The sequence below is a fragment of the Parafrankia sp. Ea1.12 genome (assembly GCF_900465275.1).
Lineage (GTDB): Bacteria > Actinomycetota > Actinomycetes > Frankiales > Frankiaceae > Parafrankia > Parafrankia soli.
The window spans coordinates 36618-57126 of sequence record NZ_UBIZ01000285.1 but is presented as its reverse complement, the minus strand read 5'-3'; the positions used below and the strand labels follow the sequence as shown (position 1 = coordinate 57126).

The following is a 20509-nucleotide window of genomic DNA, read 5'->3' as shown; positions in this document are numbered from 1 at the left end:
CGGGGAGCGGGCCCCCGCCCCGTGCCGGGGGCCCGCTCCCCGGGCCCGCGAGATCCAGACCAGGGCCCCGATCCCGGCCAGCCACAGGCTCCACAGCAGGCGGGCGAGAACGGGCAGGTGGGGCGTGGGGAGCAGGCCCGCCGCCGAGACGGCGGCCGCGAACAGCAGCGCGGCGCAGGCGAGGCCGCTCCCGATGAGGACGGGCCGCGCCCAGCGCAGGACCTCCAACCGCAGCCAGTCCGCCGCCGCGGCGACAACGCGGCGACCGCGTTCGACCAGCCCGCGCCCGACGAGCCGGCCTCCGAGCGGGCTGCGTCCGGGGCGGTCAGGACGGTCAGGACGGGCGGGCGCGAGCGGCCACCAGTCATCGAAGACGGACGCGACGAAACGGGACGCGACCAGGACGGTCCAGGCGGCCAGCAGCAGCGGGCCGATCGTCTCGCCGCACAGGACACCAAGAGTGACGCGCAACGCGTCGAAGGTGGTCACACCGGGGGAGATCGGCCCGGGTCCTGGCGGATTGCGGGTGAGTAGCGGCACCCCGATGAGCCAGAAGGACCACTCGAAGATCATGGCGGTCGCGGCGGCGAGCCCCGTGAGGAGCAGCACCCAGGCGGCCCGGTTCGGGTTCGCGGCCGGCCGGCCCGGGCCCGGGCCGGCCCCGAGGCGGACGATTCGCGTCGTCAGCGGCACGAGCAGCACCGCGGATGCCGCCGTGAGCAGGGTGAACAGTGTGAGGGTCCAGGTCCGCGAGCCCAGCGCGGCCAGCGTCGCCGCGGCCGGGTCGTTCAGCATGCCGGGATAGCCGAAGGTGCGGACCAGCCCGGTCATGCCGAGGGCGTTGGTCAGCGCGCAGCCCACGAACAGCGCCGCGTCCGCGTCCACGGCACGTCGCATTGATGGCACTCCATGCTGTCTTGACGATGTCCCGGTGGGGACCGATCCAGCCTCAGCGTCGCACGACGGCTACGCCTCGTCGTCGGGGCTGGTCCGGGTGGCTGGTGGTTCGTGGCGCACCCGCGGACGGGAGCACGCGGGTGGACGCCCCGCGCCCCGCCCCGCTGTCGATCGGCCTATCGTTGGCCGCGCCGACGGTCGTGCCCGGCGGTCGCACGATGGCCGGACACGGGCGTGACGCCACGGCGTCCGGCCGGTGCTCCGAGCTGATCCAGACTCCGTGACCTGATCCAGACTCCGTGACAAGAGAGGCCGTTCGTGACCGCTGCCGCCGCTGTTCGCGCGTTCAACATCCTGCTGGTGGAGGACGACCCCGGCGACACGCTGATGGTTGAGGAGGCGCTGACCGACCGCGGTGTCAACCACGAGCTCCACGTGGCCGTCGACGGCGTGGAGGCGATGGCCTACCTGCGGGACCCCGCGAACCCTCGGCCCGACCTCATCCTGCTGGACCTCAACATGCCGCGGATGGACGGCCGGGAGGTTCTCAGCGCTTTGAAGGCGGACCCGCGGCTGCTGTCCATCCCGGTGGTTGTGCTGACAACCTCGGAGGCGCCGGACGACGTGCTGTACAGCTACACGCTGCACGCGAACGCCTACGTCTCGAAACCCGTGGACTTCGAGGCCTTCACCGAGGTGATTCATCGGATCGACGACTTCTATCTCGGTCTGGTGCGGCTGCCTCGCCGGTGACGCGTCAGCGAAGCCTTCCCTAACTGAGGACAGGCTAGCCTAAATAGGCGTCGATGTGAGGTTCGCGGCGCTCTTACCGGTATGCGCGCCGGGCTCCACTGTGATTTCCTGTTTCCTGGGCGAATTTGCGGCGCGCCGGCCCAATCCGGTGGCGGCGGCCTCCGGTGGCGGTGGCCAGGGTGTCCGGCGACGGTCCGGGTACCTTGCGTCGCGACGCCGCCCAGGACGGACCGGCGCGGACGTGCCGGAACGGTGCCGGAGGTCCCGGTGACCGTGGCCGTTCGTCCGGAAGGGCTGCACCCCCGCGGCCTGTGGGCGCGTCGAAGACGACTGAGGAGAGATGTAGACGGTGCGTGGCGACAAGGACATCATCGACCTGTTGAACAAGGTGCTGACGAACGAGCTGACGGCCATCAACCAGTACTTCCTGCATTCGCGGATGCAGCGTAACTGGGGATATCGCCGACTGTCGGACTACTTCTACCACGAGTCCATTGACGAGATGCGACACGCCGATGCGCTGATTGAGCGCATTCTCTATCTGGACGGCCTACCCAACCTGCAGCGGCTGCACACCCTGCGGATCGGCGAGACCGTGCAGGAGCAGCTGGAGACCGATGTGGCGCAGGAGGACGAGGCGGTCAGCCTTCTGCGCGACGGAATCGCGCTGTGCCGGTCGAAGAAGGACGTGGGCTCGGCGGTGCTGCTGGAGAAGATCCTCGTCTCCGAGGAGGAGCACATCGACTGGCTGGACGCCCAGCTCACGCTGATCGCCCAGCTCGGCGCGACGAACTACCTCACGCAGCAGATCCACGAGAGCTAGTCGGGGATCGGCGACGGCTTGCTGGCGCCGGTCGCGCCGATCCCGGGGCGCCGCGCCCCGGGATCGGCGGAGGGCCCGCCGTGGGCGGTGCGGTTCGGTGGTGTCGCCTGGCGGTGTCGCTCGGCGGACACCCCGGCCTCCGCCGCTACCCCGGCGCGGGAGATAGTCTGCCGGGGTTCCTGGCCCCGCCGTGACTCATGTGGGCCCGGGGCCGCGGCGCCGGTGACGCCGGCGGCACGAGCCTCGCGTATCTCCCGCCGCGGGCCGTGACGGCGCAACGGAGCGCCAGAGAAGGAGACCACGGCGCCATGACGCCCTCGACAACGATCAGCCCCCCGCTCGCGGACTACGACGCCGTCCCGGGTGACGACCTCCTCGCCGAGCCGGTCCGGGTGGCCGTCGCGATACTCATGGGGCGGGGCGAGAGCCGCGAGCCCTACGAGTGGCTCGCCCGGCGGCTGGCGCTCGACGGTTACGCCGCCGCGGTCGTTCCCGCCGGCGGGAACGTGGCGCACGCCGTCGGCGAGGTGCGCCGCCCCGGACTCCCCTTCGTCCTCCTCGGCTCGGACTCGGGCGCGCTGGCCGCACTGGCGATGGCCGGCTCACCCGCCGTGCGCCCCGACGGGCTCGTCCTGCTCGGGCTGCCGCTGCTGCACGTGCCGGTCGCCGGCATACCTGTCGGCGACCCGCCACCGCGGGTGCTGCCCGATCTCCCCATCCTGCTCATCCACGGCCGGGACGACCCGATCAGCCCGTTGCAGCTGGTGCGGATGACCACCCGGACGGCCGCCCGGACCGAGCTGACCGTGGTCCCCGGTGGGCACGCCGTGCTGGCGGGGCCGGGCCGGCGCAGTGTCCCGGCCCGGGTGCTGCTCTTCCTCGAGGACCTGATCGCCGGCTGAGGCTCGCGCCCGCTGCCCGCTGCCCGCTGCCCGGCGGGCGCCAGGTGGCTGTGTCGACCGTTCGGGCTGTGTCGATTGTTCAGGCTCGACTGACGTCAGCGGTCGCTGTACTGTTCAGTCTATGGTGAAGCTTGTGGTGCACGGTGAGGTCCTGGCCAGGTTCGGGCACGCTCTGTCCGATCCCACCAGGGCACGCCTGCTACTCGTGCTGCGCAGGGGCCCGTCCTACCCGACGGAGCTCGCCGAGGTCCTCTCGGTGAGCCGGACGAATCTCTCCAACCACCTCGCCTGTCTGCGGGGCTGTGGGCTGGTGGTAGCCGTCTCCGAGGGCCGGCGCCTGCGCTACGAGCTCGCCGACGACGCCCTCGCGCACGCGTTGGACGACCTGCTCAGCGTGGTGCTCGCGGTCGACCCCGACCACGCCCACGGGGAGCCCGGCGGCGATCTCGTCGCGCCCGCGGGGGAGCAGCCGGCCCGGTTCGTGCCCACTGGTGGGAGCGTCGCCGCGCGCGACCTCACCGACCTGGTGGACCGGTGAACACCCCCGAAGGCCGCCACGGCGACCACGGGCACGACAACGGTCAGGGTCTCGTCCCGCCGCAGACCCGGCCCGCCCACGGCCACGACTCCGGCCACACCCACGCCCACGGCGGGCCCGGCGCGCCGGGCGGGCACGAGCACGCGGCGGGTCGGTCCGCTCCGCGCGGCTTCGACTCCCAGCGCCGCAGGCTGGCGTTCGCGACGGGCCTGAACGTCGCGATCGTCGTCGGCCAGGCCGCGGCCGGGCTGCTCGTCGGGTCGGTCGCCCTGCTCGCCGACGCCGCGCACAACCTCGTGGACGCGGCGGGCGTCGCGTTCGCGCTGATGGCGATCCGGCTCGCGAGGCAGGCGCCGTCCGCCACCCGGACCTTCGGCGGGCTGCGCTGGCCGGTGCTCGCCGCCCAGGCGAACGCGGCGAGCGTGCTGGTCGTGACCACCCTGGTCTGCGTCGAGGCCGCCGGGCGGCTCGCCCACCCCGAGCCGGTCGACGGCCTGGTCGTCCTGATCGTGGCGATCGCCGCGGCCGTCGGCAACGGGGTCAGCGCGCTCTTCGTCCACGAACGGCACGGTGATCTCAACACCAGGGCGGCGGTCACCCACCTGGCCGGCGACGCGCTGGTGTCGGTCGCGGTGGCCGGCGCCGGGCTCGTCATCTGGCTCACCGGCGGCTGGTACTGGCTCGACCCGGCGCTCTCCCTGGTCGTGGCGGCACTGATCGGGATCCAGGGCGTGCGCCTGCTGGCCGAGTCGTCCCGGGTGCTGCTCGAGGCGACCCCCGCCGGGCTGGACCTGGCGGCAGTGCAGGCGGACGTCCTTGCCGTGGAGGGCGTGACCGGGGTGCACGACGTGCACGTGTGGGGCCTGTCCGACCGGGTCGCCGCGGCGAGCGCCCATGTCGAGGTGGCCGGCCATCCGACACTCGAGGAGGCGCGGGCGGTCTCCGACCGGGTCAAGGCGGTGCTGGCGGAGAAGCACGGCGTCGTGCACGCCACCGTCGAGACGGAGTGCGAGCCGTGCTCGCCCGCCGGCGGCGACCCGTGCGACGTGCGCAGGGTGACCGTGCACCAGCTGGCCCCGGCGCACCGCCACTGATTCCCGGCGCCCCGCCTCCCTGGCGCACCGTCGCCATTGTGGACTGATCGTGTGCACCCAGTCGCGGTGGGTATGTCATGTCGAGTCGGATCGCGGCTTCCCCGGAAGCCGCGGGACGGCTCCCAGCAGGCATGACGACGAAGGGGAAACAGCCATGACGACCGCTCGGGACATCATGCACGGCGACGCGAAGTGCGTCGGCGCGGACGAGTCACTGGCCAGCGCGGCCCGCATGATGCGCGACCTCGGCGTCGGCGCGCTGCCGATCTGCGGCGCCGACGACCGCCTCGGTGGCATCATCACCGACCGCGACATCGTGATCAACTGTGTGGCGGAGGGCCGGGACCCGGCGTCGACCCGGGCCGGTGACCTCGGGAAGGGCAAGCCGCTGTTCGTCCGGGCGGACGCCGACCTCGACACCGTCCTGAACGAGATGATGGAGCACCGGGTGATGCGGATGCCGGTCATCGACAACAAGCGGCTCGTCGGGATGATCAGCGAGGCGGACCTGGCCAGGAACCTCTCCGGTGAGAAGCTCGGTGCTCTCGTCGAGGCGATCAAGAGCGGCCCGGCGGACCGGGTCACCTGATCCCGACCGGTCCCGTCCGGCGTCAGCCCGTGGCAGGCGTCGCCCGGCGCCTGCCACGGCGGCGCCGGGCCGGCCCGGCCGGCCGGGCCGTCCACCGCGCACGGCGGCCCGGCAGGCACGTCAGGCGCAGCACATCGCCCTCCACCACGCACGGGCCCTGCGCGAAGCTCGCCCGGAACAGCGCCAGCGCGGCGGTGTTCTCGGCGAGCACGTTGGCGTGCAGCTCGCGGACACCGGCCGCACACGCGCGACGTTCGAGCTCGGCGAGCAGCCGACGGGCCACCCCGTTGCGGTGGGCGTCGTCGACGACCGCGACCGACACCTCGGCCTCGGCCGGTCCGGTGCGGATCAGCCGCGCGATTCCCAGCGGACGGCGTTCCACCGCGACGAGCGCGATGCGGTCACGGCCGTCGACGTCCACGAGGGCGCGGCGGTGCGCTGCCGGAAGGGCGCCCAGCGGCGCGTGGAAACGCAGGTAACGGCTTCTCGGTGAGAGCCCGGCGAACACCTCGTCGACGATGGCCTGCTCGCCGGGGCGCAGCAGGCGGATTCGCGGCCCCGGCGGCGGGCAGGCTCGCACGCGGCTCCGGCGTACGAGCCGGCGCCGTTCCGGTTTCCGCCGTTCTCGTTTCCGCCGTTCCGGATGCCAGCGTTCTGATTGCGTGGTGGGTCCGGTCACCCATCCAGTTCACCTGCGGAAAACGGGCGCTCCAGGGTGTTTGTCACCCATCCGACCGCTCGCCCGCCGTCGCCTGGCCGACCCGTCGCCGGTGCGCACCGTCTCCCGCCCCGGCCGCCGATCCGTCGGGGTGCGCTCCGACGGCGTCGCGGATCTCACGGCCCATTCCGCCCGCCTGGCGTGCGCAGTGCGCACAGCAGAAGAAACGCCCGGAGACCTCCACGCCGTGCCCGATCACCCGGCAGTCGCAGTGCTCACAGCGCGGGGCGAGCTTCTGCACCGCGCACTCGAACGAGTCGAAGGTGTACGTCTCACCGCTGACGACCCGGATCTCGAAGGACATCCAGTAATCGTTTCCGCAGGTGTCGCACGCACGCATGACAGCCTCCTTGCGTCAGGACGTCCCGACGCTACTTTCGGTGCGCTCCTGATCGCACGTTCTCGCCCCCGGCGGTCCCTGGGCGAACCGGCGCGATCGCGGCACTCCGCCGCGGCCGGGTCGGCGGTTCGCCGGTGATGCGAGCGGCGAGCGCGTGGCGTCGGGCCGCGACGCCATCCGCTTCGGCGGGAAACGGCGAAATGATGGCCGGCGAGCCGGTATTCATCGGTCGGCCTCGTACTGAACCCTGGGCACCGTTTATGCGCCCGGCGGGCTGTTTCCGCCGTGGTGGCCCCGGACTGGCCGCATACATTCGGATTCCGGCGTGGGTTTGACGCTGCCCGAAGTCGCTGCGGTAGCGTTCGCCCCGCACCTCGGTGCGCGCCAGTAAATGACCACTGAGAAAGGGATCAGAAAATGAGCCAGCAGGAGCAGCAGCAGCAGCGCCAGCAGGTGGAGCAGCAGCTCCGTCAGAACTGGCGGCAGCTCCGCTACCGCCTCCTTGACCAGTTCGGTCAGGTCAGCGCGGCGGACCTCGACTCCGCGACCGACATCAATGACCTCGTCGCCCGGATCGCGGACAAGACGCACCACAGCGAGCGTTACGTCGAGAACCGCCTGCGTGAGCTGGCCGGTGTCGGCGGCGGCCAGGGTCAGGCCGGCGAGCGCTTCGGTGGCGGCCAGCAGGGCAACCAGGGCCAGCAGGGCCAGCAGGGTTTCGGCGCCTAGTAACACCCTCCTGCTGACCGGCCAGGCCGGAATGTCGGCGCACCACAGTTGAACAGTGCGTCCAGCGGTGCGCCGCCAAGCCCTCCGACGCTACTCGGCGCGCGTTCTCAGCACGTCGCGCCGAGTAGCGATCGGAGCTCCAGCAGGTCATCCATCAACCTGATCGTCTCCATGGTGCGTGGGAGCCTGCGCAGCTCCTCCAGCATCGCGTCTGTTTCCTCAACGGTGGGGATATCGTCGATCGACGCTGCTATCTTAACGATATCGACCACGGGAGCACCACCTGTCTGCATACTGCAGAATTGCACACGGCGATTCAACAGAAATTAAATCCAGGCTTCCTTCGTGTTAACTTCGGGCCTGGCCCGGATGCGATAAGTGACGATCTGTCCCCGGTGCGGCGATCTCCGCCCCAGGTGGGCGTGATCGGCGCTGTCGCGTCATCCCGTCCCCCTTTATTGCGTCGTCGGCCCGCCGGCAGTGCGGGACGCCTGCCGCCGGAGCCGCCGGAGCGGTGCAGCGGGCCGCCGGGGAACTGGCTGTGACGCCTGGTGGTCCGCGTGCCTGTCCCATCTTCTTTCCCTTCCGGGCCGCTCTTGACGCCTGGTAGCGGACACCGGCGCGGCTGGCGCGCCGGCCGGCGGGTCCTGGTCGCACCCGGGCCCGTCGGGGTCGTGACGGTCCGGCGCCGGCGCGCCTTACTGTGCATGTCGTGAAGTACGAGATCGCACCCGAGCGAACCGCCGGACGCCCGGCGGCCCGGCGGCACAGCCGCGCCCCGGAGGCCCTTCGACGGCTCGTGGGGGAGCGGAGCGGGTAGGCGGCGACGATGACCGAGCCACTCGGCCTGCGGGACCGCAAGAAGCAGCGCACCCGCGACGCGCTGTCCGCCGCCGCCGTCTCGCTGTTCCTGGAACGGGGCTTCGAGCGCGTCTCCGTCGCCGAGGTGGCCGCGGCCGCCGAGGTGTCGAAACCGACGCTGTTCAGCTACTTCCCGGCCAAGGAGGACCTCGTCCTCCACCGCGTGCTCGACCACCGTGGTGAAGCGGCCCGGGTGGTGCGGGCGCGGTCGGCCGACCAGTCGCCGCTCGCCGCTCTCGAGGCTCATTTCCTCGCGGGCCTGCGACAGCACGAACCGGTCACCGGGCTGTGCGACGCGCCCGAGGTGCTCGCTTACCATCGCCTGGTCTTCTCGACCCCGAGCCTGCTGGGCCGGATGGCCCAGTACACCGCCGCCGACGAGGACGCCCTGGCGGACGCGTTCGCCGAGGCGGCCGGCTCGCCCGCCGCCCAGGTGGACGCGCGGCTCGCCGCGGCGGCGGTCCTCACCGTCCAACGGGTGCTGGCCCGGGAGAACTGGCGCCGCCTCGACGCCGGCGCGGCCGCGGTGGACGTCCTGCCCGCCGCCGAGGCGGCGGCCCGCCGGGCGTTCGGCGCGCTCGCCGGACTCGCGAACCTTCCAGGACTCGCGAACCTCCCGGGACTCGTGGATCTCCCGGACCGGGCGGATCGTGCGGACCGGGCGGACTTCCCCGATCGGACGGATCTTCAGGGTCGGACGGTGCCCGGGGCCGGGTGAGCGGTTTCGATCTGCTTTACTCGGTCAAGTTATTGACTTCGTAAAGTGGAGGGGTCGGTATGGGCGACGGCGCGGCCGAGGGGCGCGATGAGGATCCCCGGTCCGTGGATGTCCGGCCGGCGGATCTCCGGCCGGCGGACGCCCGGTCGGTGGATCCGTGGTCGGCGGAGCTCGCCGCCGAGCGCCGTCACCTGGACCGCGCCCGCGCGGCGCTGGTCCGGATGCGGCACGAGGCCGAGGCGACGGAGATCGCCGAAGGCGACCCCGTCGCTGACAAGGTGACGAACGCGTCCCTGAAAGCGGCGCGTCCACCTGGGACGGCGCCATGTGCGGGAGGCCGCCGGCGATGATCCGCTGGTCGTCGACTGGCGCACCGACATCGCCCGTCCGTACTACCGCGCCCATCGGGGCGACGTGATGGGGCTCGTGGCGCGGCGCCGGTTCGGGTTCGACGGCCCCGAGCTCACCGCGTTCGAGGAGGAGCCACTCGTCGAACCGTCGCCCGGCCCGGCGGGCGCGCCACGGGTCGGCGGGCCGGCCGGAGGCGACCTGCTCGCCCGCGAGATCGCGCGGCCCCGCTCGGGGCCCATGCGTGACATCGTCGCGACGATCCAGCCGGAGCAGGACGAGATCGTCCGGGCCGATCTCGAGGTGAGCGTCTGTGTCCAGGGCGCGCCGGGCACCGGCAAGACGGCGGTCGGCCTGCACCGGGCCGCCTACCTGCTGTTCGCCTACCGGGAGCGGCTCAGCCGCGCCGGGGTGCTCGTCGTCGGGCCGAACCGGGCCTTCCTGCGTTACATCGGCGCGGTCCTGCCCGCGCTCGGCGAGTTTACCGTCACCCACCGTAGTCTCGCTGCCCTCGTGGACGTCGCGACGGCGCGCGGAACCGACCCGGAGCCGGTGGCCGAGATCAAGGGCGATGCCCGGATGGCCGTGGTGATCCGCCGGGCGCTCGGCGCCACCCGGCCCGGCGCCTCCCCGCCGGCTGCCCTGATCACGAGCTCGCTCGGTCGGTGGACGGTGAGCGGCGACGAGATCGCCGGCCTGGCCGCCGGCATCCAGGCTGGCGGCCACCGCCATCGCGTGGCCCGGGACCTGCTCGCCCGGCGGATCGCCGCCGCGGTGGTCCGCCGCGCCGAGGAGCGGGGGCACCTGCCGGCCGACTCCGCGGTGGAGCGCCTCGCCCGCACCCGGTCCGTCCGGGCGGCGGTCGACGCCGTCTGGCCGCGCACCGACGCGGCCGGGCTGATCCACCGGCTGTTCACCGACCCCGCCCTGCTCGCCCACGCCGCCGACGGCGTGCTCTCCGCGCCCGAGCAGCGCCTGCTGCTGGCCGACCGGCCGACGTCGCGGCGGGCCGTCCGCTGGTCGCCCGCCGACCTGTTCTGCCTGGACGAGGCACTGGACCTGATCGACGGCGTGCCGGCGTTCGGGCACGTCATCGTCGACGAGGCCCAGGACCTCTCGGCCATGCAGTGCCGGGCCGTCGGACGCCGCTGCGCCACCGGCTCGCTCACCGTCCTCGGGGATCTGGCCCAGGGCACCACCGCCTGGGCCGCGCGCTCCTGGGAGCAGGCGCTTGCCCACTTCGGTAAGCCCGCCGCGCGGCTGGAGGTGCTGACCCGGGGCCACCGGGTACCGGCCGAGATCCTCTCGTTCGCCGACCGTCTGCTCCCGAGCATCGCGCCGGATCTGCCTCCCGTGTCGTCGACCCGCGCCGTCCCGGGTGCGCTGCGGGTGATCGCCGCCCCGCTGGACGACCTGGCCGGCGAGGCTGCGCGCCAGGTCGGTGCCGGGCTGGGCCGCGGCGGTTCGGTGGCGGTGATCGCCCCTGACGAGGCCGTCGGCGGCCTGACGGCGTCGCTGCGCGCGGCGGGCCTGCCCGCCACCGCCCTCACCGACGACGCCGCCCTTACGGAGGACGCCGCCCTTACGGAGGACGCCGCCCTCACCGTGGACGCCGAGCCCGCGGGCGAGGCTGTGCTCACCGGCGACGCCGAGCCCACCGAGGGCGCTTCGCTCACCGACAAGCCCGTGCCGGAAGGGCGGGCGTCCCGGCCGGTGACTGTCGTGCCCGCGTCGCTCGCGAAGGGACTCGAGTTCGACCATGTGGTCCTCGTCGACCCGGCGTCCGTCGCCGGCTCCGGGCCGGGCTCCGTCCAGGGGCTGCGCCGGCTCTACGTGGTGCTGACCCGGGCGGTGACCTCCCTGGCAGTGATCCACACGGGTGAGCTCCCGAGCGCTCTCGCGGATCAGGGCGGCCCGTTCCCGCGGGTACCCCGGCCCGGGGGAGCGGGCCGCCCTGATCCCGCGCTGGTCAGGGGACTGGAGGTGGCTCCGGGGTCTGCGTGACCTGCGAGTCGCCGTTCGACCGGGGCTGGCTCACGGTGATCGTGACGGTCGCCCCCCGGGTGACGAGGCCCGCCCGCGGCAGCTGGGCGATGACGACCCCGGCCGGCTGGGAGCCTGCGCCGCGCTCCTCGACGACGTCGAAGCCATAGTCCCGCAGCGTCGCGGTGGCCGTGGCGGCGCTCTGGTCGACCACGTCGGGAACCGCGACCTGCCGGCTCACGATGGTGATCGTCACCGTCGTGTCGTGGGCGACCTGGGTCCCGCCCGCCGGGACGGTCCGCTCCACCAGCCCCGGCCCGACCGTGGACGGCCCGCTGTTCTCCTGGATGACCATCACCAGGCCGGCGCTGTACAGCCCGGAGCGGGCGTCCACCTCCGACCGCCCGACGAGGTCGGGGACGGTGGTGTGCCCCGGCCCGTCGGACACGTCGAGCTCGATCGCCGCGTCCCGGCTCACCTCGCTGCCCGCGGCGGGGTGCATCCCGATGACGGAGCCCGCGGGCCGGTCGTCGAGCCGCGTGGTGCGGATGATGTTCGTCAGCCCGGCGGTGCGGAGCGCCTCCTCCGCCTCGGCGACCGGCCGACCGACGACGTCCGGGATCTCGACGGGCTCGCCGGGCGGCATGACCTCCCCGGCGGTCCCGCCCGGCCCGGGCCCGGTGGCCGTCGCGGTGCCCGGGCTTGCCTCCCCGCCTCCTGGCGACTGGCCGTCCGACGGACCGGTGGGGTCGCCTGGAGCGGGGGTGGCGCTTACCCGGGCATCGGTGTTGTCACGGCCGTCCGGCGGCTGTGCCTGAAGCAGTAGCCAGGCGCCGACCAGGACGACGACGACCCCGGCCAGCGCTGCGACGAGCATGCGTCCGGACGGCCGGTGCTCCGGTCGCGTCCGCCGGGCCGCGCTGGGTGAGCTGGGTGGGCTGGGTGAGCTGGACGGGCCGGCTGGGCTGGTGGGCGGGATCGGGTCGCTCGCGGGCGCCCGACCCTGGGGCGGCGTACCGCCGGCCGCCGCGGGGAGCGCGAGTGCGGATGTCGCCGAAGCCGGGACCTCGCCGCCGAGGGTGACCAGCTGCTGCAGTAGGTCCTGCGCGGTGGGGCGGTCCGTGGGCTGGCGGCTCATCGCCCGCCGGACGACGGTGCCCAGCGCCGGGTCGAGCCCGTCGAGGTTCGGGTCGCCGTGGACGATCCGGAAGATCTGCGCCTCGGGCGGGCCGTCCCCGAACGGCAACCGGCCGGTTCCGGCGAAGGCGACCAGGCCGGCCCAGGCCCACACGTCGGCCGCGCCGGACACCGGCTGGGCCAGGGCCTGCTCGGGAGCCATGAACGCCGGCGTTCCGACGATCGAGTCCCGGGTGACGTGCGTGATGTCCGCCGCGTGGGCTATCCCGAAGTCGATGACGCGCGGCCCCAGGGACGACAGCAGGACGTTCGCCGGCTTGAGATCACGGTGGACCAGGCCGGCGCCGTGGATGGCGGTCAGCGCCGCGGCCACGCTGACGGCCACCCGCTCAAGGTCGGCGGCGCCGAGCGGGCCACCGGCCGCGACCGCGGCGGCGAGCGTGGGCCCGTCCACGAACTCGGTGACGATGAAGGGCGGCCCGTCGGGCGGGTCGACCGCGTCCAGCAGCTCGGCGGTGCAGAACCGGGCCACCCGGCGGGCGAGCTCGGCCTCCCGGCGGAAGCGGGCGCGGAAGGTGGGCATGCCGGCCACCTCCGCCCGGATCATCTTGATCGCGACCGGCCGCCCGTCGGGGGCGGCGCCGAGGAAGACGGTGCCCATCCCGCCTTCGCCGAGCCGCCCGAGAACGCGGTAGTGCCCCAGCTCGGAGGGATCGTCAGGCCGCAGCGGGTCGGCGGCGGGCTGGCCGCCGGGCGCGGTGACTGGCTCCTCGGCGCTGCGGCACGCGTCCATGGGCCCTCCGGCGGTTGGCCGGCACGCCGGGCCGCGCGCCGTTCCGTCAGTCATGATGCGGAGTAATCACGCCTGGTTGCGTGTCAGGGCCCGCACTGTCGGCAACCGGACAGTCCGGGCGCGGTGGCGGTCCGATGGTGGTGGCGATGGACCGATCGGGCGGGACGTCCGAAGCGAGGTGCGGACGTCCGCGGGCACCTGCTCGGGAATGTTTCGAAAACCGCTCCAGGGCCGGTCCGGCACTTCCCGCCCGCCCCCGTGGCCGGTGCCTCCGCCCTCTACCTGGGGCGGCCGCGCGGCGATGGCACCTCGCCCGCCTGGCACTGGCGGGAGGCACTTACGCGCAGCTGACGGAGTGCCGCCCACCGGCCCCGTGTGTCAGCGGCCGGGCCGCCGTCAGCTCTTGAGCCGGGCCGCGAACACGGCGGCCTGCGTGCGGCTGGTCAGACCGAGCTTGCCGAGGATCGCCGACACGTAGTTCTTCACCGTCTTCTCCGACAGGTGGACGCAGCCCGCGATCTGGCGGTTCGTCATGCCCTCGGCGATCAGCCGGAGGATCTGGCGCTCGCGGCTGCCGAGCGCGGCGAGCTGCTCGTCCTCGGCGGGCTCGTCGCGCAGCCGGGCCAGCACCTTCTGGGTGACGGCGGGATCGAGCAGCGAGCGCCCGGCGGCGATCGTGCGGATCGCCCCGACCAGGTCGTTGCCCCGGATCTGCTTCAGCAGATACCCCGAGGCCCCCGCCATGATCGCGGCGAAGAGCGCGTCGTCGTCGTCGTAGGAGGTCAGGATGAGGCAGCCCACGGCGGGCTGCGCCGAGCGGATCTCCCGGCACACCTCGATCCCGCTTCCGTCCGGCAGCCGGGCGTCGAGCACCGCGACGTCCGGACGGGCGGCCGGGATGCGCCGCAGCGCGGACGCCGCGGTCGACGCCTCGCCGACGACCTCGATGTCCCCGGAGTCCTCCAGCATCTCCCGGATGCCCCGGCGGACGATCTCATGATCGTCCAGCAGGAAGACGCGAACACCAGTCATGATCGTCAAGGTACCCGCGGGGAGACGCGCCGCGGCCTCCCGGACGGGAGGTCGGCCGGTACGGACTCCGGGTGCAGGACTTTTGTCCCTGATGCCCGGCGCGGAAGGCCCGATGACGGCGACCGGTCGGCCATCCTCAGCGGGCGGTGGCCGAGCGGAGCCGCTCGATCAGGTCGGGGAGATCGCCCAGGGAGCGCAGGGTGTCGTTGAGGTGCGTGCACGTGGTCGTCCCGGTGAAGGCGCGCGAGACGGTGCGGCGCAGGTCCGCGGCGCCGAGCCCCACGATGCGCTCGGCGCTGGCCAGTGCCTGGGGGCACTCGGGGCCCGGCAGGACCCCGGCCCGCCCCATCGAGCGCACGACGCGGGCCGACTGGTCGACCGTGGCGTCGATCCCGTACTCGTGCACGACGACCTCGGCGCCGGACGCCTCCCGGTAGGTGTCGCGGAAGAAGGCGTCGGCCCGGAAGGCGGCGGCCCCGTCCGCGGCCCCGGTACGGGCGGGTCCGGCGCCGGCGGGCTCGCCGCCGATCGGGACGAGGTCGATGCGGCGCAGGCGGCGCATGGCATGGGTGCCCATCGGCGGCAGCGGATGCCACCCGAGCGGGTCCTCGTCGACCGCGAGGTCGCCGGCCACGACCATGGTCGTCCGCACCGGGGCCTCGGGGTCGGCGCTGCGCTCGGCGGAGACGCGGGCGAGCAGCCCCTCCCGCTGCCAGCCGGCGCAGACGTCGAGCATCGGGTTGCCGCCGGCCTCCGCGCCGGCGTGCCGCGAGGGGTCGTCGCGGAAGATGCCGTTGCGCCCGAGCGCGGAGCCCGACACCAGGGTCGCCACGGGCACGTCGTCGAGGAGCTGCTCGAGCAGCGAGCGCCGGGTGGTGGACGCCCCACCAGCTCCGTCGCCGTTGCTGTCGGCCACGCCGCTGTCGGTGTCGGCCGCGTCGCCTTCTGCGCCGGCGGCGTCGGCGGCCGCGAGGATCTGCCGGGCGGCGCCGCGGAAGCCGGCCCGCGCCGAGGCGCCGACCAGGCTCGCGAGGCCGGGAACGGCGGGCTCGGACTCGATCTCGAGGACGGGGCCGGGCGCGGCCATGTAGTCGAGGACGACACGCAGCCGGGCCTCGCCGAGGACCTCCACCTCGCCCGTGGCGGTGGTCAGCAGGTCACGGCCGACACCGGTGAGGTGCAGCGGGCCGGTGAGGCCGTCCGGGCGCTCCATCATGATCGAGGTCGTCCGCCGGACGGAGCCGGGGCGGCGCGGCGGTGTGCCCTGCGCCGAGCCGGTGGTCCCCGGCCACTGGCCGACGGCCGTGTCGGCGCCGGGGAGCGGCTGGCCGGTGCGGGGGCCGCCGGTGCCGGAGCGGCGGGCATCCTCGCCGGACCGGGGCCGGCCGGTGTGCGGACTGCGGGGACCGGTCCGGCCGGGGGCCTGGCGGGGCACCTGGGTCGGGGATGCCTGGACGGCGACGGGGGCCGTCTGACCGTGCGCCATGCGCGTACTCCGATCACTGCTGTCGTGCGCGCACCCGCTCCTCGGTGCGCGCGCCCGCGGCTCCCACTCGCCGTGGCTCCCGCTGGCCGTGGCCAATGGCCGCAGCACGGTAGCCGGGGTTCCCGCGGGTTACTTGGCTTCCCACGATATGGCGGGCCGCCGGCAAATCACCTCCCTCGTGGGTGATGGCCTTTTCACATAGCTCGTCCGAATGTGTGACCTGCGCCGCTTGGATGCCGGCCGGTCGTGCCGTGGCCGGACTGTCGCCCGGGGATTCCCGGATGGGCTGTGTTCGAGATAACAGCGAACCAGTGTTCGTCGTTGCCGTTTTCTGTTTCTTATTGATCCCGGTTGTATTCGGAAAACCGGGCGGAGGGCCGCCGTGGCGGCGGTCACGGTCGACCGCGGACGCGTGAAGCCCGCCGGGCGCGCGGAAGCGCGCACCCGGCGGGCGCTGCCGGATGACCCGGCGGAACCCGGATCAGGAGGCGGCTTGCGGGATCTCGAAGACGTCGGTGGGGGCGGTGGCCGTGACCGGCTGCCCGTACTCGGTGAACGTGGCGTCGAGCGTGCCGCTGTCCACGCCGGTGCCGGTCTGGCGCAGGGGCAGGGGCTCGCCGACGTTCGCGACGTACAGGGTGTGGGACTTCGTCGTCACCTTCACCGCGGGCTGGCCCTGTTCGGTCACCTGCTCGATGGTCGGGGTCTCGCCGGCCTTGAGATCGTCGGCCATGTCCTCGATGTCGTCCGCCGCGCCGTCGAGGCTCAGGTTGTCGTCGTTGGGAAGCGGCCCGGTCTTGACCCACTGCTCGGGACGGGCGCCCGGGTACGCCGCCACCAGCCCCTCGCCGCGCACGTAGGCCACGCCGCCGACCCGCAGCACCTCGAGGTGCATGCCGTTGGTGTCCATGGACCCGGTGACGGCGCCGTGGGAGTCCAGTCGCAGGTCGACCGACGCCGGCTTGCCCTCGTCGACCCCGTCGCCGGCGAAGTGCACGCTGTCGGCGCCGCGCAGCGCGTTGGCGGCCGCCGAGATGATCTCCGCGGCGGGCTTGGTCTCGATGCCGTTGAGTGGACCGCTCGCCCCTGAGCCCGCCTGGGAACCGGTGGCCGCGGCCTCGCCGGCGTCGTCCGAGCCACCCCCGCAGGCGCCCAGGGTCAGAGCGAGTCCCATCGCCGTCACGACCGCCGCCAGGCGGGGTAGTTGGGTCCATCGGGTCCGGGCGTGTCTCATTGTCGTCCCTTGTTGACTTTCGGGACGATACGGACATTTCTTCTGACGCGCTGCATCAGGAGCAGTGCATCGGGGTCGCGTGCGCGACAGAGTGATCCAGCTGTGGGTCGAAGTGGTGCGGGTACGGGAACCGTTGCGGGGCAGGTGGTCTTCGGCCTGGTCGACGCCACCGGCCGAACCCCCGCCAGCCCGGTCCCGCAGAGTCAGTCCCACCAGCCCGATCCGCCGTCCGTCCAGAAGGAGCCGCCGTGCCCACGCTCGACCGCCATGACGACGTGTTCGTCCTCGACATCGGCGACGGGGAGAACCGTTTCCACCCGGACTGGATCGCCTCCGTCGAGGCGGCACTGGACGAGGTGGAGAAGGCATCGGGGCCTCGGGCCCTGGTGACCGCCGCGACCGGAAAGTACTTCTCCAATGGGTTGGACCTGGACTGGCTGCTCGCGAACGCCGACCGGCAGCAGGAGTACGCGGTCAGCGTCCACGAACTGCTGGCCCGGATGCTGGCCCTGCCGGTGGTCACCGTGGCCGCGCTGCAGGGGCACACGTTCGCCGCGGGCGCGATGTTCTCCCTGGCGCACGACTTCCGGGTGATGCGGGCCGACCGCGGCTACTGGTGCCTGCCCGAAGCCGACATCGACATCCCCTTCACCCCGGCGATGTCCGCGCTGATCCAGGCCCGGCTGAGCCCGCAGACCGCGCACGAGGCGATGACCACGGCCCGCCGCTACGGCGGCCGCGACGCCTGCGCCGCCGCCATCGTCGATCGCGCGGTGGCGGAGGAGGAGGTACGCGGCACCGGCGTGGAGATCGCGCGAGCCCAGGCCGGCCGGGCGGGGACCACCCTGGGCACCATCAAGGAACGGATGTACGCACCCGTCCTGGACGCCCTGCGCGACCGGGGGCGTCCCCTCGACTGACGCGGCGGACCTCCCCGTTCGCACGCGCCGCGCGTAGCGTCGGACGGACGGCCGCCCGACCAGCGAGCTCCCCGACGACGGACGGACCGCTATGGACCCCGAGCTGAGGACCGGCGAACCGCGCACCGGCGAACCGTGCACCGGCGAACTGAGGATCGGTGAACCGGCGACGTCCGCCGCCGGTGTTTCCGGCGTGGCACACGCGCTGGCGCGCTGCCGGGAGCTGATGGGCGTGCGCCGTTCCGTGCAGACCCTGCGGCTGCTCAACCAGGACGACGGTTACGACTGCCCCGGCTGCGCCTGGCCCGACCCGCGGCCGGACGACCGTTCACGCGCCGAGTTCTGCGAGAACGGCGCGAAGGCCGTCGCGCAGGAGGCCACCCGGGCCCGGGTGACACCGGAGTTCTTCGCCGCGCACAGCCTGACCGACCTCGCCACCCGCTCCGGGCACTGGCTCGGTGAGCAGGGCCGGCTCATCAACCCCGTGTACAAGGCCGCGGGCAGCGACCATTACGTCCCCGTCGGCTGGGACGAGGCGTTCCGGATCGTCGCGGACGAGCTGACCGGCCTGGAAAACCCGGACGAGGCCGCCTTCTACACCTCGGGGCGGACGAGCAACGAGGCCGCTTTCCTTTACCAGCTCTTCGCCCGGGCGTTCGGCACGAACAATCTTCCGGACTGCTCGAACATGTGCCACGAGTCGTCGGGTGCCGCGCTGACCGAGACGATCGGGGTCGGCAAGGGCTCCGTCACCCTGGAGGACCTGGAGACGGCGGACCTGGTGCTCGTCGTCGGGCAGAATCCGGGCACGAACCATCCGCGGATGCTGACGTCGCTGGAGCGGCTGAAGCGGGCCGGTGGCAGTGTCGTCGCGGTCAACCCGCTGCCCGAGGCGGCGCTGATGCGGTTCCGTAACCCGCAGCGGGTCTCCGGGGTGCTCGGCCGGGGCACCGCGCTCGCCGACCAGTTCCTGCAGATCCGCCTCGGTGGGGACATGGCCCTGTTCCAGGCGCTGTCCGCCCGGCTGCTCGCCGCCGAGGAGGCCAGCCCCGGCACCGTCCTCGACCAGGCCTTCATCGCCGGGCACACGACCGGGTTCGAGGAGTTCGCGGCGCACGTACGCGCCCACCTGACCCCCGGCGACGTCGCCACCGCCACCGGTCTACGCCCAGATGAGATCGACGAGCTCGCCGGGCGGGTCCTCGCCGCCGACAAGGTGATCGTCTGCTGGGCGATGGGACTGACCCAGCACCCGGACGCCGTAGCGACGATCCGGGAGGTGGTGAACTTCCTGCTGCTGCGGGGCAACATCGGCCGTCCCGGCGCGGGGGTCTGCCCGGTGCGCGGCCACTCCAACGTCCAGGGCGACCGGACGATGGGCATCTGGGAGCGGATGCCCGACGCGTTCCTGGACGCCCTCGGCACCGAGTTCGGCTTCGCGCCGCCCCGCCACCACGGCCTGGACGTCGTCGACACCATCCGGGCCATGCGCGACGGCCGGGTGAAGGTGTTCGTCGCGATGGGCGGCAACTTCGTCGCCGCGACGCCGGACTCGGCCGTCACCGAGAACGCGATCCGCCGGTGCCGGCTCACCGTACAGGTCTCCACCGCGCTCAACCGCTCGCACGCCATCACCGGCGAGCGCGCCCTCATCCTGCCCACACTCGGCCGCACCGAGCTGGACGTCCAGGCCGGCGGCCCGCAGCGGGTCAGCGTCGAGGACTCGATGGGCTCCGTCCACGCCTCCCGCGGCCGGCTGGCCCCGGCCGGGCCCGAGCTGCGCTCCGAGATCGCGATCATCTGCGGCCTGGCCGCGGCGACCCTCGGCCACTCCGTCACAGCCACCGCGCCCGCGGACACCGCTGCCTCCGCCGCCAACGCCGCGCCTGCGGTGGACTGGGCGGCGCTGGCCGAGGACTACCGGCGGGTACGCGCGCACATCGCGAACGTGGTCCCTGGGTTCGCCGACTACGAGGCCCGCCTCGACGAGCCCGGCGGCTTCCTGCTCCCGCACCCGCCACGCGACAGCCGGACCTTCCCGACACCGAGCGGGCGGGCCGCCTTCACCGTGAACACCTGCGAGATCCGGCCGACGCCCCCCGGCCACCTGCTCCTACAGACGATCCGCTCCCATGATCAGTACAACACCACGATCTACGGGCTGGACGACCGCTACCGCGGGGTCCGCCACGGCCGCCGGGTCGTGCTGGTAAGCCCGGACGACCTGGCCGAGCTCGGCATCGCCGACGGCGCCCGGGTCGACCTGGTCGGGGTCTGGACCGACGGCGTGCAGCGCCGCGCCCCCGACTTCCGGGTGGTCTCGTATCCCACCGCCCGCGGCTGCGCCGCCGCCTACTTCCCGGAGACCAACGTCCTGGTGCCCCTCGACAGCACCGCCAAGCGCAGCAACACCCCGACGTCGAAGTCCATCCTGATCAGGCTGGACGTCCACCTGGAACAGTGACACGGCCCGCGGGCGCCCGGCGCGGATCCCCACCGAGGTGGCGGCGGCGGGAGTCGGCGGCACGCCCCTGGCCTGCGGCGATGCCGCCACCCCTACCCGGCCGGGCGCGGACGCGGCCGACAGCACGGACCGTCGGTGAAGATGGGGATC

The 20509-nt window shown here is 73.4% G+C and carries 19 protein-coding genes and 2 pseudogenes; 12 read left to right on the top strand and 9 right to left on the bottom strand.

All coding sequences use genetic code 11. The annotated features are described in order from the left end of the window. Window positions 1–897, bottom strand: a pseudogene (locus FMEAI12_RS13835) (hypothetical protein); the annotation flags it as partial. 318 nt (window positions 898–1215) lie between these two features. Between FMEAI12_RS13835 and FMEAI12_RS13830 the strand changes: the two are divergent. Both FMEAI12_RS13830 and bfr read left to right on the top strand, forming a co-directional pair. Beyond that, entirely contained in the window at window positions 1216–1650 is a 435-nt protein-coding gene (locus FMEAI12_RS13830; RefSeq protein ID WP_112106332.1) for a response regulator, read from the top strand. A 349-nt stretch (window positions 1651–1999) separates the two neighbouring features. Then, window positions 2000–2473 carry a bacterioferritin gene (gene bfr, locus FMEAI12_RS13825; RefSeq protein WP_112106331.1) on the top strand — a complete coding sequence of 158 codons (474 nt, stop codon included), beginning with the start codon at window positions 2000–2002 and terminating at the stop codon, window positions 2471–2473. Here bfr and FMEAI12_RS39235 read toward each other — a convergent pair. Continuing rightward, window positions 2470–2604 carry a hypothetical protein gene (locus FMEAI12_RS39235; RefSeq protein WP_255565694.1) on the bottom strand — a complete coding sequence of 45 codons (135 nt, stop codon included), beginning with the start codon at window positions 2602–2604 and terminating at the stop codon, window positions 2470–2472. The genes bfr and FMEAI12_RS39235 overlap by 4 nt on opposite strands. 177 nt (window positions 2605–2781) lie before the next feature. Between FMEAI12_RS39235 and FMEAI12_RS13815 the strand changes: the two genes are divergently transcribed. The 4 genes from FMEAI12_RS13815 (at window position 2782) to FMEAI12_RS13800 (ending at window position 5596) form a co-directional block, all read left to right on the top strand. Then, on the top strand, window positions 2782–3375 hold the full coding sequence (locus tag FMEAI12_RS13815; RefSeq protein ID WP_020460033.1) for a non-heme haloperoxidase: 594 nt from the start codon (window positions 2782–2784) through the stop codon (window positions 3373–3375). 121 nt (window positions 3376–3496) lie between these two features. Next, window positions 3497–3913, top strand: coding sequence for a helix-turn-helix transcriptional regulator (locus tag FMEAI12_RS13810; RefSeq protein WP_071066894.1), 417 nt, complete (start codon window positions 3497–3499; stop codon window positions 3911–3913). Beyond that, on the top strand, window positions 3910–5007 hold the full coding sequence (locus tag FMEAI12_RS13805; RefSeq protein WP_112106329.1) for a cation diffusion facilitator family transporter: 1098 nt from the start codon (window positions 3910–3912) through the stop codon (window positions 5005–5007). Before FMEAI12_RS13810 ends, FMEAI12_RS13805 begins: the two co-directional genes overlap by 4 nt. A gap of 154 nt (window positions 5008–5161) precedes the next feature. Continuing rightward, a complete protein-coding gene (locus FMEAI12_RS13800; protein ID WP_020460036.1) occupies window positions 5162–5596 on the top strand; it encodes a CBS domain-containing protein in 435 nt (144 codons plus the stop codon). Window positions 5597–5618: 22 nt separating this feature from the next. On the opposite strand, the gene FMEAI12_RS38120 is transcribed toward FMEAI12_RS13800, so the two are convergent. Beyond that, the gene (locus FMEAI12_RS38120) at window positions 5619–6176 is read right to left on the bottom strand and encodes a GNAT family N-acetyltransferase (protein ID WP_235013982.1); all 558 of its coding nucleotides are present in this window, start codon (window positions 6174–6176) and stop codon (window positions 5619–5621) included. Between the two features lie 226 nt (window positions 6177–6402). After that, window positions 6403–6654: pseudogene (locus tag FMEAI12_RS13790) on the bottom strand (Prokaryotic metallothionein); the annotation flags it as partial. A 417-nt stretch (window positions 6655–7071) separates the two neighbouring features. On the opposite strand from FMEAI12_RS13790, the gene FMEAI12_RS13785 reads away from it, so the two are divergent. After that, complete coding sequence (locus FMEAI12_RS13785) at window positions 7072–7383, top strand: hypothetical protein (protein WP_071066897.1); 312 nt, start codon at window positions 7072–7074, stop codon at window positions 7381–7383. 107 nt (window positions 7384–7490) lie between these two features. On the opposite strand, the gene FMEAI12_RS37125 is transcribed toward FMEAI12_RS13785, so the two are convergent. Continuing rightward, on the bottom strand, window positions 7491–7655 hold the full coding sequence (locus tag FMEAI12_RS37125; RefSeq protein ID WP_020460040.1) for a hypothetical protein: 165 nt from the start codon (window positions 7653–7655) through the stop codon (window positions 7491–7493). Window positions 7656–8212: 557 nt separating this feature from the next. Between FMEAI12_RS37125 and FMEAI12_RS13780 the strand changes: the two genes are divergently transcribed. From FMEAI12_RS13780 to FMEAI12_RS13775, 3 genes are read left to right on the top strand one after another with little or no spacing between them, the layout of a single operon-like run. Further along, complete coding sequence (locus FMEAI12_RS13780; RefSeq protein ID WP_112106328.1) at window positions 8213–8962, top strand: TetR/AcrR family transcriptional regulator; 750 nt, start codon at window positions 8213–8215, stop codon at window positions 8960–8962. Between the two features lie 59 nt (window positions 8963–9021). Then, window positions 9022–9312 (top strand): hypothetical protein, encoded by a 291-nt coding sequence (locus FMEAI12_RS38115; protein WP_235013980.1) that lies wholly within the window; start codon window positions 9022–9024, stop codon window positions 9310–9312. Further along, window positions 9290–11314: an AAA family ATPase gene (locus tag FMEAI12_RS13775; RefSeq protein WP_235013979.1), complete on the top strand. Its 2025-nt coding sequence runs from the start codon at window positions 9290–9292 to the stop codon at window positions 11312–11314. The genes FMEAI12_RS38115 and FMEAI12_RS13775 overlap by 23 nt, the downstream gene beginning before the upstream one ends. Here FMEAI12_RS13775 and FMEAI12_RS13770 read toward each other — a convergent pair. The 4 genes from FMEAI12_RS13770 to FMEAI12_RS13755 form a co-directional block, all read right to left on the bottom strand. After that, the gene (locus FMEAI12_RS13770; protein WP_112106327.1) at window positions 11280–13223 is read right to left on the bottom strand and encodes a PASTA domain-containing protein; all 1944 of its coding nucleotides are present in this window, start codon (window positions 13221–13223) and stop codon (window positions 11280–11282) included. The genes FMEAI12_RS13775 and FMEAI12_RS13770 overlap by 35 nt on opposite strands. Before the next feature lie 396 nt (window positions 13224–13619). Then, window positions 13620–14255 (bottom strand): response regulator transcription factor, encoded by a 636-nt coding sequence (locus FMEAI12_RS13765; RefSeq protein ID WP_020460044.1) that lies wholly within the window; start codon window positions 14253–14255, stop codon window positions 13620–13622. A 136-nt stretch (window positions 14256–14391) separates the two neighbouring features. Then, on the bottom strand, window positions 14392–15741 hold the full coding sequence (locus FMEAI12_RS13760) for a DUF2889 domain-containing protein (protein WP_112106326.1): 1350 nt from the start codon (window positions 15739–15741) through the stop codon (window positions 14392–14394). 481 nt (window positions 15742–16222) lie between these two features. After that, a complete protein-coding gene (locus FMEAI12_RS13755; protein ID WP_112106337.1) occupies window positions 16223–16915 on the bottom strand; it encodes a hypothetical protein in 693 nt (230 codons plus the stop codon). Between the two features lie 308 nt (window positions 16916–17223). Here FMEAI12_RS13755 and FMEAI12_RS13750 point away from each other — a divergent pair, with 308 nt between their 5' ends. Together FMEAI12_RS13750 and FMEAI12_RS13745 are read left to right on the top strand one after the other, a co-directional pair. Then, on the top strand, window positions 17224–17895 hold the full coding sequence (locus FMEAI12_RS13750) for an enoyl-CoA hydratase-related protein (protein ID WP_112106325.1): 672 nt from the start codon (window positions 17224–17226) through the stop codon (window positions 17893–17895). A gap of 91 nt (window positions 17896–17986) precedes the next feature. Further along, entirely contained in the window at window positions 17987–20359 is a 2373-nt protein-coding gene (locus tag FMEAI12_RS13745) for an FdhF/YdeP family oxidoreductase (RefSeq protein WP_112106324.1), read from the top strand. Window positions 20360–20509 lie beyond the last annotated feature (150 nt).